The 13,376-nt window shown below is 61.7% G+C and carries 13 protein-coding genes; 7 read left to right on the forward strand and 6 right to left on the reverse strand.

Annotated features, from left to right (window positions below; translation table 11 throughout):
* Nucleotides 1–20 precede the first annotated feature (20 nt).
* Together ACLEXF_RS12185 and ACLEXF_RS12190 are read left to right on the forward strand one after the other, a co-directional pair.
* The gene (locus ACLEXF_RS12185; protein ID WP_023319949.1) at nt 21–1,379 is read left to right on the forward strand and encodes an MFS transporter; all 1,359 of its coding nucleotides are present in this window, start codon (nt 21–23) and stop codon (nt 1,377–1,379) included.
* 26 nt (nt 1,380–1,405) lie between these two features.
* On the forward strand, nt 1,406–2,674 hold the full coding sequence (locus ACLEXF_RS12190; protein ID WP_004885793.1) for a histidine phosphatase family protein: 1,269 nt from the start codon (nt 1,406–1,408) through the stop codon (nt 2,672–2,674).
* 54 nt (nt 2,675–2,728) lie between these two features.
* Here ACLEXF_RS12190 and mtnA read toward each other — a convergent pair whose 3' ends face one another.
* Nucleotides 2,729–3,757, reverse strand: coding sequence for an S-methyl-5-thioribose-1-phosphate isomerase (mtnA, locus tag ACLEXF_RS12195; protein ID WP_023319948.1), 1,029 nt, complete (start codon nt 3,755–3,757; stop codon nt 2,729–2,731).
* Nucleotides 3,758–3,858: 101 nt separating this feature from the next.
* Between mtnA and mtnK the strand changes: the two genes are divergently transcribed.
* Complete coding sequence (gene mtnK / locus ACLEXF_RS12200; protein WP_004151657.1) at nt 3,859–5,058, forward strand: S-methyl-5-thioribose kinase; 1,200 nt, start codon at nt 3,859–3,861, stop codon at nt 5,056–5,058.
* 216 nt (nt 5,059–5,274) lie between these two features.
* Here mtnK and ACLEXF_RS12205 read toward each other — a convergent pair whose 3' ends face one another.
* The 4 genes from ACLEXF_RS12205 to ACLEXF_RS12220 all read right to left on the reverse strand — a co-directional run bounded on the left by ACLEXF_RS12205 (nt 5,275) and on the right by ACLEXF_RS12220 (nt 10,227).
* Nucleotides 5,275–6,516 carry an LVIVD repeat-containing protein gene (locus ACLEXF_RS12205; protein ID WP_265241105.1) on the reverse strand — a complete coding sequence of 414 codons (1,242 nt, stop codon included), beginning with the start codon at nt 6,514–6,516 and terminating at the stop codon, nt 5,275–5,277.
* 128 nt (nt 6,517–6,644) lie between these two features.
* Nucleotides 6,645–7,709, reverse strand: a complete 1,065-nt coding sequence (locus tag ACLEXF_RS12210; protein ID WP_004885784.1) for a sugar ABC transporter substrate-binding protein — start codon at nt 7,707–7,709, stop codon at nt 6,645–6,647.
* Nucleotides 7,710–7,729: 20 nt separating this feature from the next.
* Nucleotides 7,730–8,728 carry an ABC transporter permease gene (locus ACLEXF_RS12215; RefSeq protein WP_062914492.1) on the reverse strand — a complete coding sequence of 333 codons (999 nt, stop codon included), beginning with the start codon at nt 8,726–8,728 and terminating at the stop codon, nt 7,730–7,732.
* Nucleotides 8,725–10,227 carry a sugar ABC transporter ATP-binding protein gene (locus tag ACLEXF_RS12220; RefSeq protein WP_208527296.1) on the reverse strand — a complete coding sequence of 501 codons (1,503 nt, stop codon included), beginning with the start codon at nt 10,225–10,227 and terminating at the stop codon, nt 8,725–8,727. The genes ACLEXF_RS12215 and ACLEXF_RS12220 overlap by 4 nt, the downstream gene beginning before the upstream one ends.
* 163 nt (nt 10,228–10,390) lie before the next feature.
* Here ACLEXF_RS12220 and ACLEXF_RS12225 point away from each other — a divergent pair, with 163 nt between their 5' ends.
* The 4 genes from ACLEXF_RS12225 to ACLEXF_RS12240 all read left to right on the forward strand — a co-directional run bounded on the left by ACLEXF_RS12225 (nt 10,391) and on the right by ACLEXF_RS12240 (nt 13,145).
* Nucleotides 10,391–11,479, forward strand: coding sequence for an oxidoreductase (locus ACLEXF_RS12225; protein ID WP_407259892.1), 1,089 nt, complete (start codon nt 10,391–10,393; stop codon nt 11,477–11,479).
* Nucleotides 11,480–11,536: 57 nt separating this feature from the next.
* The gene (locus tag ACLEXF_RS12230; protein ID WP_004885764.1) at nt 11,537–12,280 is read left to right on the forward strand and encodes an SDR family NAD(P)-dependent oxidoreductase; all 744 of its coding nucleotides are present in this window, start codon (nt 11,537–11,539) and stop codon (nt 12,278–12,280) included.
* A gap of 183 nt (nt 12,281–12,463) precedes the next feature.
* Nucleotides 12,464–12,766 carry a type II toxin-antitoxin system RelE family toxin gene (locus ACLEXF_RS12235; RefSeq protein WP_017899060.1) on the forward strand — a complete coding sequence of 101 codons (303 nt, stop codon included), beginning with the start codon at nt 12,464–12,466 and terminating at the stop codon, nt 12,764–12,766.
* Nucleotides 12,741–13,145, forward strand: coding sequence for a helix-turn-helix domain-containing protein (locus ACLEXF_RS12240; protein ID WP_004885761.1), 405 nt, complete (start codon nt 12,741–12,743; stop codon nt 13,143–13,145). The genes ACLEXF_RS12235 and ACLEXF_RS12240 overlap by 26 nt, the downstream gene beginning before the upstream one ends.
* On the opposite strand, the gene ACLEXF_RS12245 is transcribed toward ACLEXF_RS12240, so the two are convergent.
* On the reverse strand, nt 13,142–13,339 hold the full coding sequence (locus ACLEXF_RS12245) for a YbdD/YjiX family protein (RefSeq protein WP_004885759.1): 198 nt from the start codon (nt 13,337–13,339) through the stop codon (nt 13,142–13,144). The two genes, ACLEXF_RS12240 and ACLEXF_RS12245, sit on opposite strands and share 4 nt — an antisense overlap.
* Nucleotides 13,340–13,376: the final 37 nt, after the last annotated feature.

Here is a 13,376-nt window from a genome sequence, read left to right on the forward strand (position 1 = left end):
CGACCTGCGGAGAACCACCTATGTCTGGAATTATCGCTTTTTTCCGGGCGTCGCCGCCGAAAGCGGGCGCCGCGTTTGATGAACAGCGTTTTCGCCGGGTGCGCTGGCAAACCTTTATCGCCATGACCCTGGCTTACGTCACCTTTTACGTCTGCCGGTTATCCTTCACCGTCGCCAAAAGCGCGCTGGTGGAGTTGGGGATCACCCCGACGGAGCTCGGCATGATCGGCTCCACTCTGTTCTTCAGCTACGCCATCGGCAAGCTGGTCAATGGCTTTATCGCCGATCACGCCAACGTGGTGCGCTATATGAGCCTCGGTTTATTGCTCAGCGCCGGGATGAACCTGATGATGGGGATGACTACCAACGCCCTGCTGCTGGCCATCTTCTGGGGGATCAACGGCTGGGCGCAGTCGATGGGCGTCGGCCCCTGCGCGGTCTCGCTGGCGCGCTGGTACGGCGTTAAAGAGCGCGGCACCTTCTATGGCATCTGGTCGACGGCGCATAATATCGGCGAGGCCGTCACCTATATGGTGATCGCCGCGGTGATCGCCGGGTTTGGCTGGCAGATGGGCTACCTGTCCACCGCCGCGCTCGGTGCCGCCGGCGTGGTGCTGTTGGTGCTGTTCATGCACGATTCGCCGCAGAGCAGCGGCTTCCCGTCCATCAACGTCATCCGCGATGAACCGCAGGAGGAGGTCGAAGCCCGCGGCTCGGTGTTTAAAAACCAGCTGCTGGCGCTGCGCAACCCGGCGCTGTGGACCCTCGCCCTCGCCTCCGCCTTTATGTACATCGACCGCTACGCCGTCAACTCCTGGGGGATCTTCTTCCTCGAGCAGGATAAAGCCTATTCCACGCTGGAGGCGTCCGGGATTATTGGCGTCAACGCCATCGCCGGCATCGCCGGGACCATCATTGCCGGCATGCTCTCCGACCGCTTTTTCCCGCGCAACCGCAGCGTGATGGCCGGCTTTATCAGCCTGCTGAACACCGCCGGCTTCGCCCTGATGCTCTGGTCGCCGCACAATTATTACACTGATATTCTGGCGATGATTATCTTCGGGGCCACCATTGGCGCTCTGACCTGCTTCCTCGGCGGGCTGATCGCCGTCGATATCTCCTCGCGCAAAGCGGCGGGGGCCGCGCTCGGCACCATCGGCATCGCCAGCTACGCCGGCGCCGGCCTGGGCGAGTTTCTCACCGGGATCATTATTGATAAAACAGCTATCCTTGAGAACGGCAAAACGCTGTATGATTTCAGCACGTTGGCGCTGTTCTGGGTGGGTACCGGTCTGGGTTCCGCGCTACTCTGTTTTACCACTGCCGCCATCGTCGCCCGGCGCCATGCCGTCGAACGGCAGACCTCGTTCTCCTCATAACCGATTAACGAATTAAGGAAGAAGATATGATGCCTGCAAGACATCAGGGGCTGTTACGCCTGTTTATCGCCTGCGCGCTGCCGCTGCTGGCGCTGCAATCAGCCGCCGCCGCAGACTGGCAGCTGGAGAAAGTGGTGGAGCTTAGCCGCCACGGCATTCGTCCGCCGACGGCCGGCAACCGGGAAGCCATCGAGGCCGCCACCGGACGCCCATGGACCGAGTGGACCACCCATGACGGCGAGCTCACCGGTCATGGCTATGCCGCCGTGGTCAACAAAGGGCGTGAGGAAGGCCAGCACTATCGCCAGCTCGGCCTGCTGCAGGCGGGATGCCCGACGGCGGAGTCGATTTACGTGCGCGCCAGCCCGCTGCAGCGGACGCGGGCGACCGCCCAGGCGCTGGTGGATGGCGCCTTCCCCGGCTGTGGCGTCGCTATCCATTACGTCAGCGGGGATGCCGATCCGCTGTTTCAGACCGACAAGTTCGCCGCCACGCAAACCGACCCCGCCCGCCAGCTGGCGGCGGTGAAAGAGAAGGCCGGGGATCTGGCGCAGCGTCGGCAGGCGCTGGCGCCGACTATCCAGCTATTGAAACAGGCGGTTTGCCAGGCCGATAAGCCCTGCCCGATCTTCGATACCCCATGGCAGGTCGAGCAGAGCAAAAGCGGCAAGACCACCATTAGCGGACTGAGCGTGATGGCCAATATGGTGGAAACGCTGCGTCTCGGCTGGAGTGAAAACCTGCCTCTCAGCCAGCTAGCGTGGGGCAAGATCGCCCAGGCCAGTCAGATCACGGCCCTGCTGCCGCTGTTAACGGAAAACTACGATCTGAGTAACGACGTGCTGTATACCGCGCAAAAACGCGGGTCGGTGCTGCTCAACGCCATGCTCGACGGCGTCAAACCAGAGGCGAGTCCGAACGTACGCTGGCTGCTGCTGGTGGCGCATGACACCAACATCGCCATGGTGCGCACGCTGATGAACTTTAGCTGGCAGCTGCCGGGCTACAGCCGGGGGAATATCCCGCCGGGCAGTAGCCTGGTGCTGGAGCGCTGGCGCGACGCGAAGAGCGGGGAACGCTATCTGCGGGTCTATTTCCAGGCGCAAGGCCTCGACGACCTGCGTCGTCTGCAGACGCCGGACGCGCAGCACCCGATGCTGCGTCAGGAGTGGCGTCAGCCGGGCTGCCGTCAGACCGACGTCGGTACGCTGTGCCCCTTCCAGGCGGCCATCACCGCGCTGGGTCAGCGTATCGATCGGCCCTCCGCCCCGACGGTAGCGATGGTCCTGCCGTAGCGGCGTTTGCCGGGCCCGGGAAAGCCGTTTTTTCCAGGCCCGGCACGGCGTCCGTTATCCGTTATCCGGCGCAAACGCCCCGGCGGAGACCTGCGCCGGGGTGACCACCCCGCTGTCCAGCACCCAGCCGCTTATCAGCCCAGCAGGCGTGACATCGAACGCCGGATTGTACACGGCGGCCCCGGTCGGCGCCCACTGTACCGCGCCAAAGCTGCCCGCCACTCCGGTCACTTCGGCCGCGGCGCGCTGCTCAATGGGAATGGCCGCCCCGTTCGGGCAATGGCGGTCGAGGGTCGTCTGCGGCGCAGCGACGTAAAACGGGATCTGGTGGTAATGGGCCAATACCGCCAGGGAATAGGTGCCGATTTTATTCGCCACGTCGCCGTTGGCGGCGATGCGGTCGGCGCCGACCCACACCGCATCCACCTTCCCTTGCGCCATCAGGCTGGCGGCCATTGAATCGGCGATCAGCTGATAGGGCACGCCCAGCTCGCCCAGCTCCCAGGCGGTTAAACGACCGCCCTGCAGCAGCGGCCGGGTTTCATCGACCCACACGCTGGCCACTTTTCCCTGCTGATGCGCCAGCGCAATGACCCCCAGGGCGGTACCTACCCCGGCGGTCGCCAGGCCACCGGTATTGCAGTGGGTCAGCAGTCGACTGTCGGGCTTCACCAGCGCACTGCCCGCCTCAGCGATCCGGTCGCACAGCTGTTTATCTTCTTCGACCAGACGCAAGGCTTCCGCTTCCAGCGCCTGCGGATAATCCTCCCGGGCCAGCGCCTGCTTCATGCGATCCAGATTATTCATCAGGTTGACCGCCGTCGGCCGCGCCGCGCGCAGCGTCTCCAGCGCCTGCTGGAGTTCATCCCGGCTCAGGCCGCGCTGGGCCAGCAGGGCCAGCAGCAGGCTGGCGGACAGGCCAATCAACGGCGCGCCGCGCACCCGCAGGGCGTGAATATGGTCCACCAGCAGCGCAACGTTATCCGCCGCCAGCCAGCGTTTTTCCTGCGGCAAGGCCTGCTGGTCGAGAATAAAAAGCTGATTTTCACTCACCCGCAGGCTGGTGGTCTGTAATGTCTGCATGTCGTTAAATCCCTGTTGCGTTGTTGTATCACATTGTGTCAGGATGGAATCCAGAAGTATAGACGTCTGAACGGCTTAATCAGAATTCGAGGATCGAGGCAATGTCGCAATACCATACCTTCACCGCCCATGACGCCGTGGCTTACGCGCAGCAGTTCGCCGGCATCGACAACCCATCTGAGCTGGTCAGCGCGCAGGAAGTGGGCGATGGCAACCTCAATCTGGTGTTTAAAGTGTTCGATCGCCAGGGCGTCAGCCGGGCGATCGTCAAACAGGCCCTGCCCTACGTGCGCTGCGTCGGCGAATCCTGGCCGCTGACCCTCGACCGCGCCCGTCTCGAAGCGCAGACCCTGGTCGCCCACTATCAGCACAGCCCGCAGCACACGGTAAAAATCCATCACTTTGATCCCGAGCTGGCGGTGATGGTGATGGAAGATCTTTCCGACCACCGCATCTGGCGCGGGGAGCTTATCGCTAACGTCTACTACCCTCAGGCGGCCCGCCAGCTTGGCGACTATCTGGCGCAGGTGCTGTTTCACACCAGCGATTTCTATCTTCATCCCCACGAGAAAAAAGCGCAGGTAGCGCAGTTTATTAACCCGGCGATGTGCGAGATCACCGAGGATCTGTTCTTTAACGACCCGTATCAGATCCACGAGCGCAATAACTACCCGGCGGAGCTGGAGGCCGATGTCGCCGCCCTGCGCGACGACGCCCAGCTTAAGCTGGCGGTGGCGGCGCTGAAGCACCGTTTCTTTGCCCATGCGGAAGCGCTGCTGCACGGCGATATCCACAGCGGGTCGATCTTCGTTGCCGAAGGCAGCCTGAAGGCCATCGACGCCGAGTTCGGCTACTTCGGCCCCATCGGCTTCGATATCGGCACCGCCATCGGCAACCTGCTGCTGAACTACTGCGGCCTGCCGGGCCAGCTCGGCATTCGCGATGCCGCCGCCGCGCGCGAGCAGCGGCTGAACGACATCCACCAACTGTGGACCACCTTTGCCGAGCGCTTCCAGGCGCTGGCGGCGGAGAAAACCCGCGACGCGGCGCTGGCTTACCCCGGCTATGCCTCCGCCTTTCTGAAAAAGGTGTGGGCGGACGCGGTCGGCTTCTGCGGCAGCGAACTGATCCGCCGCAGCGTCGGACTGTCGCACGTCGCGGATATCGACACTATCCAGGACGACGCCATGCGTCATGAGTGCCTGCGCCACGCCATTACCCTCGGCAGAGCGCTGATCGTGCTGGCCGAGCGTATCGACAGCGTCGACGAGCTGCTGGCGCGGGTGCGCCAGTACAGCTGAGTGCGGCCTGTTTTCCCTCACCCCGGCCCTCTCCCACAGGGAGAGGGAGCAAGCCCTAAAAAAGTGCAATTTTCTGGGATTGCCCGGCGGCGCTGCGCTTGCGCGGGCCTACAGATAACCGCATAACGGTTTGATGTTGCAGTCTTTCGTAGGCCGGGTAAGGCGAAAGCCGCCACCCGGCAGAAATGCGGGCACAATTTTGCGTTGACCTTGCCCTCACCCCAGATACTCAATCACCGACAGCCCGCCGTTGTAATCGGTGCTGTAGATAATTCCCTGGGCATCGACAAACACATCGCAGGACTGAATTACCCGCGGGCGGCCGGGACGGGTATCCATCATTCTCTCAGGAGCAGCCGGCACCAGCGCCCCGGTCTCCACCGGGCGATAAGGATTAGAAATGTCGTACGCCCGCACGCCGGCATTCTGATACGTGGCGAAGATAAGCGTTGAGCTGACAAAGCTCCCCGGCCGGTTCTCATGCAGATTGTGCGGGCCAAAATGCGCCCCTTTCGCCACATAGTCGATTTCATCCGGCTGTGGGAAAGTCGAGATACTCACCGGGTTCGCCGGCTCGCGGATATCAAACAGCCAGATCAGCTTCTCGCCGTCCTCCTGGTTGTCGAGCACCGCTTCATCCAGCACCACCAGCAGATCGCGATCCGGCAGCGGCAGCGCGGTATGCGTTCCGCCGCCAAACGGCGGGCTCCAGTTGCGATGGCTAATCAGCGTCGGCTGGGTTCGGTCTTTGACGTCCAGCAGCGTCAGGCCGCCGTCGCGCCAGCTGCCGTAGGCGATATCCCCGGCAATAATGGCGTGGTGCAGCGCATAGCGTTTGCCCTGCGGCCAGTCCGGTGTTTCGCCGCCTGCCTGGTGCATTCCCGGCAGCCACCAGCGCCCGGCCACTTCCGGTTTACGCGGATCGGCCAGATCGATGGTCAGGAAGATGTAGTCGGTAAAACCGTCGATCAGCGCGGACACATACGCCCAGCGGCCGCCGACGTACCAGATGCGGTGAATACCGATGCCGTTAAGCGACAGAAAGCCAATTTCACGCGGCTTATCCGGCGTGGAGATATCAAACACGCGCAGCCCGGCGCTCCAGCCTTTGTCCTGCACATCGCTGACTGTGTCACCCACCGATCGGGTGTAGTACACCTTCTCATCGGCAAAACGGGCGTCGGCAAACAGGTCCCGGGCGTTGATCACCAGCAGCAGATCGTCATGCGCCTGGAGGTGCACGTTCCAGGTGCCCGACGGCGCGGCAATATAGTTGACCGTAGTGGGCCGGGTTGGATCGCGAACATCGACCACGGAAAAACCCTGCGACACCATATGGCCGATATAGGCGAATCCGCGGTGCACCATCAGTTGCACGCCGTCCGGACGACCGCCCTGGTCGCTATGGCCAACCAGCCGCATATTGCGGCTGTATTCGGGGGAAGGTAATGCTGACATAGTGGATTCCTTACGCCCGGTGGCGCTACGCTTACCGGGCCTACGGGTGCAGTTGGTGTTCCCCCTCTCCCTGCGGGAGAGGGCCGGGGTGAGGGCACCAGACCGCCCCACCGCCACCCGGCTTCGTTTTATTTGTTTTTCGCTTCCAGCGTCGCGAACCACGGGGCGATAAAGTCTTCCGTCTGGCCCCAGCCCGGAATGATTTTCCCCAGCGAGGCCACGTTCACCGCCCCCGGCTGGGCCGCCAGTAGCGCCTGCGGGATAGCCGCCGCCTTGAAGTCGTAGGTGGCTGGCGTCGGCTCGCCGGCGATCTTATTAGCGATCAGCCGCACGTTGGTCGCGCCGATAAGCTTCGGATCCACCGCCACGCTCACCTTCCACGGGCTGCCGGCTTCGCGCATCAGCTGCAGATCCTGGTTGGAAATATCAATGCTGTAGAGTTTGATCTCGGTGCGGCCGTTCTCTTTCAGCGCTTTATAGGCCCCCTGGCTAAAGGCATCCCAGGTGCCCCAGATAGCGTCGATTTTCCCTTTCGGATACTTGGCGAGGATCGCCCCCACCTTGTTAGCGGTGTCGCCCTGCACATCGGATGAAACGGCGCCGATCGACTCCAGCTCTTTAATTCCCGGATTTTGCTTCAGCAGTGTCTGGTAAGCCGCCTGACGGCGCTCCATCGGCGGGAAGCCCGCCACCCACAGCTTGACGATGTTGGCCTTGCCGTTGAAGTCTTTCACCAGCTGGCCAAAGGAGAGCTCGGTCAGTGAGGCGTCATCCTGCTGGCTGACCGTCACTCCCGGGATCTCACCGCTCACCGCAGTATCGAACACCGCCACTTTGATCCCGGCGTCCACCGCCTTCTTCACCAGGGCCGTCGAATAGGGGTCACGCCCCTGGGAGAGAATAATGCCGTCATATTTCTGGCTGATCGCCTGGTTGACGAAGTCCTGGAACTTGGCGTCATCGCCGTTGCTCAGGAAGGTGCTGATTTTGAAACCGAGCTTTTTGCCTTCCTGCAGCGCCCCGGCGACAAACTGGGTGGTGTTATCGTCAGACCCCAGGTTGCGGATCACGGCAATGCGGATCGGGCCGTTGTGTTCGGCAATGGCCGCCGGCACCGGCGTCGGGGCGGTGGCCAGCGCCGCCGTCGACTGCAGCAGACCCAGCGTAATGAGAGAGAGTGCGATCTTTTTCATGCGGTTTACCCTGTAAAATGTTAAGTACGGCGCTGAAAATAGGTCAGTGCCAGCGCGCCAGCCAGTACCAGCCCTTTAATAATGTCCATCGCGTAATACGGCACCGAGAGCATCACCAGGCCGTTGGAGAGCACGCCGAGGATCACCGCCCCCACCAGCGTCCCCAGGGCGTTCGGTTTCCCGGAACCGGCCAGCGAAAAGCCGATCCAGGCCGCCGCCACCGCGTCCATCAGATAGCCGCCGCCGGCATTAACCTGCGAGGATCCGATACGCGAGGCCAGCAGAATGCCGCCCAGCCCGGCCAGCAGCGAAGCAATCACATACGCCGCCACTTTATAACGCGTGATCCGCAGGCCGGAGAGCCGCGCCGCCTCCGGGTTGCCGCCGATGGCGTACATCCGCCGGCCGTGGGTGGTGAACGACAGCGCCAGCTGGGCGATCAGCGTTACCACCAGCATGATGATGACGATAGTCGGCACCTGGCCCAGCGCGCCAAACGCCGCCGGGATGGTGCCTTCCGCCATCTCGCCGCTCGGCAGCACCATGTTTTCGGTAATCGACCCGCCGTAGCTGTAGGTCATCGCCACCCCCTGAATCACAAACAGGCTGGCCAGGGTGGCGAGCATGTCGGGGATGCGCAGCACCACGATCAGAAAGGCGTTAAACAGCCCTACCAGAGTGCAGAGCACGAGGGTGATCAGGATTGCTTCGGTGGTCCCCAGGCCATGCCAGACGAACAGGGAGATCACCAGGGCGTTGGCCAGCGATGCCGTCGATCCGACGGACAGATCGAAGCCGCCGATGGTGAGGGAAATCGACACCCCAATGGCAATCACCGTCACGATGGCAATCGAGCGCAGAATGTTGATGATGTTGAACGGGTCAAGGAAATTGTCCGAGGCGAGGCCAAAGACCGCCACCAGCAGCACCACGGTCAGCAACATGCCCCACTTATAGAGAAAATCAAAAAATCGCTGACGGCCCGATACCGTCGCGTTCACTGCCAGGGCCTTGCTCACGCTGCCGCTCCTCCGGTTGAATAATAAAGCAGTGTCTCTTCCCGGGCTTCCGCGCCGGGGATCTCCGCCACGATCCGTCCGTCCCACAGTACGCAGATGCGGTCGCATAAACCGACCAGCTCGGCGAATTCACCCGAGGCATAAATCACCCCTTTGCCTTCCCGCGCCAGACCATCGATCAGCATGAACAGATCGGTTTTCGCTTTCACATCGACACCTTTGGTCGGTTCGTCAAAAATCAAAACATTGGCATGACTGCGCAGCCATTTGCCAATGGCCACTTTCTGCTGATTGCCGCCGGAAAGACGGCGCAGCGTCTGACCGGGACCGGTGGCGCGCACGCCGAGGCGGGCAATCGCCTCCTCCGCCCAGCGCCAGGCCTGCCGATGGCCGAACAGGCTCCAGCGCGAAAAGTGGTTATCGGCGCTGACCGCCAGGTTCATCGCGATCGGCTCTTCGATGAAAATGCCCTCTTTGCGCCGCTCCTCCGGGACCAGCGCCAGGCCGCGCCCTACCGAATCGGCCGGATCGCGCGGCCGCCACGGCTGGCCGTTCAGCTCGCCGCGCTGTACCCGGCTTTTGCTGGCGCCGAACAGCGCTTTGCACAGCTCAGTTTTGCCCGCGCCGGCCAGCCCAGCGATACCAAGAATTTCCCCCTTGCGCAGGCGCAGCGAGATATCCTGCAGCAGCGCCTCATCGTGCAGCCCTTCTACCTGCAGCAGCACTTCTTCACCGTGCGGCGGTCGCGGCGGCGGGAAGATATCGCTCAGCTCGTGGCCCAGCATCTTTTCGACAATCTGTTCCCCGCTCAGCGGCGCCATCGGGCCGCTCTCAATCAACCGCCCGTCACGCAGCACCGTCAGGGTGTCGCAGATCGCCTTCAGCTCGTGAATACGGTGCGAAATAAACACCACCCCGATCCCCTGCTGCTGCAGACGGCGCACCACCGCAAACAGGCGTTCGCTTTCATGCTGATCCAGCGGCGCGGTGGGTTCATCCAGAATCAAAAAGCGGCAATGGTGCGACAGGGCGCGGGCCAGCAGGATCTGCTGTTTTTCAGCAAGGGTGCAGCTATCAATAGAGCGCCTGACGTCCAGCGCCACGTCCAGCTGCGCCAGCGCCTCGCGCGCCAGCTGCCGAACCCGCGCCCAGCGGAAGGTCGTCCCCGGCTCAGCCAGCCTGTCCAGCATGATGTTTTCGGCAATGCTCAGGCCCGGCACCAGCGCCACGTCCACCTCCTGCTGCACCAGGTGGATCCCCAGCTGTTTGGCATCCCGCGGCGAACGAATGGTGACCGGCTGGTTGTTGATCGTCACCTCGCCTTCATAGTGGGCGTGGGTGCCGCACAACACGGCCATCAGCGTCGACTTACCCGCGCCGTTGGCGCCGGTCAGGGCATGCACCGACCCGCCATAAAGGGTGAAGGCCACCTTGTTCAGCGCCTGAAAGCCGGAGAAGGCCAGGCTAATGTTATGCATCTCAAGGCGATTCGCGCTCATCACTGCTCCCGTGCGGCAATTAATCTTCTGATTTAACGAATTTTTCATAGCCGCCGCTGGCTGACAACTGCGTAAAAAGCATAAGATACAACGAAATAATATTAGCCATCTGGATGTCCAGACATAACATCAGGTTAGCCCAACACCAATAAGGACAGCACCCATGAGCAACAGCGATATCCGCGTCGTGCCCGGCCCGGCCAACTATTTCTCCCATCCTGGCAGCCTTGAGCGGCTGAGCGATTTTTTTAACGCCGACCAGCTGTCGCGGGCGGTGTGGGTCTATGGCGAGCGCGCCCTGGCCGGCGCCGAGCCTTTTCTGCCGGCGGCCTTCCACCTGCCGGAAGCGAAAAAGATCCGCTTTACCGGCCACTGCAGCGAACGCGACGTGGCGGGTCTGGTGCAGGCCTCAGGTGACGATCGGGCGGTAGTGATTGGCGTCGGCGGCGGCGCGCTGCTCGACAGCGCGAAAGTGCTGGCCCGCCGCCTGGGGGTTCCGCTGGTGGCCATCCCGACCATCGCCGCCACCTGCGCGGCGTGGACGCCGCTGTCGGTGTGGTACAGCGACGCCGGACAGGCGCTGAATTTTGAGATGTTCGATGACGCGAATTTCCTGGTGCTGGTCGAGCCGCGCATCATTCTCAACGCCCCGGCGGAGTACCTGCTGGCGGGCATTGGCGACACCTTAGCCAAATGGTATGAGGCCGTGGTACTGGCGCCGCAGCCGGAGGCTCTGCCGCTCACCGTGCGGCTGGGGATTAACGGCGCGCTGGCGATCCGCGACGTGCTGCTGGACAGCAGCGAAACGGCGCTGGCGGACCAGCGCCGCGGCGAGCTGACCCAGGCGTTTCGCGATGTGGTGGATGCTGTTATCGCCGGCGGCGGGATGGTTGGCGGGCTGGGGGAACGCTACACCCGGGTCGCCGCCGCCCATGCGGTGCACAACGGGCTGACGGTGCTGCCGCAGACGGATAAATTCCTCCATGGCACCAAGGTGGCCTACGGCATTCTGGTGCAAAGCGCCCTGCTCGGTCAGGATGAGGTATTGGCGAAGCTGGTGCAGGCCTGGCAGCGCTTTAACCTGCCGGCGACGCTGGCGGCGCTGGAGGTTGATATCAATAACCGCGCAGAGCTTGACCGGGTCATTGCCCATACCCTGCGCCCGGGCGAGTCGATTCATTATTTACCGGTGACCTTAACCCCTGGGGTTCTGCGCGCGGCGTTTGAGAAGGTGGAATACTTCAGCCGTTAATCACCCCGACCGTCTATACCTAATGATGATGCTCACCACTCTCGCAACGAGGTCATCATGCAGATCGATTTAACAGGTAAGAAGGCGCTGGTTACCGGCGCCAGCCGTGGATTGGGGCGCGCTATCGCGCTGTCGCTGGCGCGCGCCGGCGCCGATGTGGTTATAACGTATGAAAAATCGGCCGATAAAGCCCAGGCGGTCGCCGAGGAAATAAAGGCGCTGGGTAGGCACGGTGAAGCGGTGCAGGCCGACAGCGCCAGCGCGCAGGCGATACAGGATGCTGTGACCCATGCGGCGCGTTCCCTCGGCGGGCTGGATATTCTGGTCAACAACGCCGGGATCGCGCGCGGCGGCCCGCTGGAGTCCATGACGCTGGCGGACATTGACGCGCTTATTAACGTCAATATTCGTGGGGTGGTTATCGCTATCCAGGAGGCGCTGGTGCATATGTCCGACGGCGGCCGCATCATCAACATCGGCAGCTGTCTGGCTAACCGCGTGGCGCAGCCGGGCATCGCGGTTTACTCAATGACCAAGTCCGCTCTCAACTCCCTGACCCGCGGCCTGGCGCGCGATTTAGGCCCCCGCGGTATCACCGTTAACCTCGTCCATCCCGGCCCGACCAACAGCGATATGAACCCGGAAGACGGCGAGCAGGCCGATGCTCAGCGTCAACTTATTGCGTTAGGCCACTACGGCCAGCCGGAAGACATCGCCGCGGCGGTCACCTTCCTCGCCAGCCCGGCCGCCGGGCAGATCTCCGGCACCGGTCTCGATGTGGACGGTGGTTTGAACGCCTGATCGCACATTTCCTGCAAGCCTCTGTCGTCCGGCAGAGGCCTTCCCGAGCACCCTCGACGGTTCCCGTTTTGCCGCTTTCTCCCGGTTTTTCTCCGCTCTACAGTAACCCATTAGAAATTCGGAATTTATCTAATAGTCTTATTATTTCCTTATATTCTGTGTGGGCGTACAGTGGAGGTACGGATGAAGATTGTCTGGTCAAAAACAGCAGAGAAGCAATTTTCTAAAATCGATACGCGATATCAGAACCGCATTAAATTCAGGCTGGAGAAGATGGATGATAAAACATCACCTGTCGCGGATATCAAGAAATTATCTTCTCCCGAAAACCACTACAGGTTGCGATTAGGTGATTACAGGGTCATTTACACCTTCGGAGACCCGCCGGGTGATACCTGTTACGTAGTGGCGGTAAAACGCCGGACAACCACCACCTACCTTCATGAGGAGCATACGGAATATGACTATTCAGTTCATCAAGGATGAAGAAGGAAAAAAACAGTATGTTGTCATTCCCTACGGTGAATATTTTCGCATGCGTTTAGCCATGCTTGAGTATGATGACGATGATGAAAACGACTGGGAAGACATCCCTTACGAATCAGATATCTACGATAACGTAGGTTTACCGGGTGAAGTGTGCGACATCATGCATAGCGAGAACGTCAGCCTGCAGGCCGCGTGGCGTATCCTGCGTGGGTTATCCCAGCAGGAGGTGGCCGACAAACTGGGCATCAGCCAGTCCGCCGTGTCACAGCTGGAAGCGCTGGACTCCCGGCCGCAGAAGCGCACCCGCGAAAAGCTGGCGGCGCTCTACGGCTGTAAGCAGGAGCAGATCAGCCTCTATCTGCCGAAAGAGGGTTAACAGCACTTCGCCCCGCCCTTGCCGCCGTAGCGAGCGTCCTGGCGTTCGCGGAAAAATTCTTCCCAGGTCATTGGCGTCTGATCCGGATGGTTGACGCGCATGTGCTCGACGTAGTTGTCGTAATCCGGCACGCCGATCATCATTTTGGCGGCCTGGCCCAGGTACTTACCTGCTTTGGAAAGGGTGTCAAACATAAGTCATTTCTCTTTTGTTTCCCTCACCCCGAGCCTC

Source organism: Klebsiella pneumoniae complex sp. WS1778 (assembly GCF_049472055.1).
Lineage (GTDB): Bacteria > Pseudomonadota > Gammaproteobacteria > Enterobacterales > Enterobacteriaceae > Klebsiella > Klebsiella quasipneumoniae.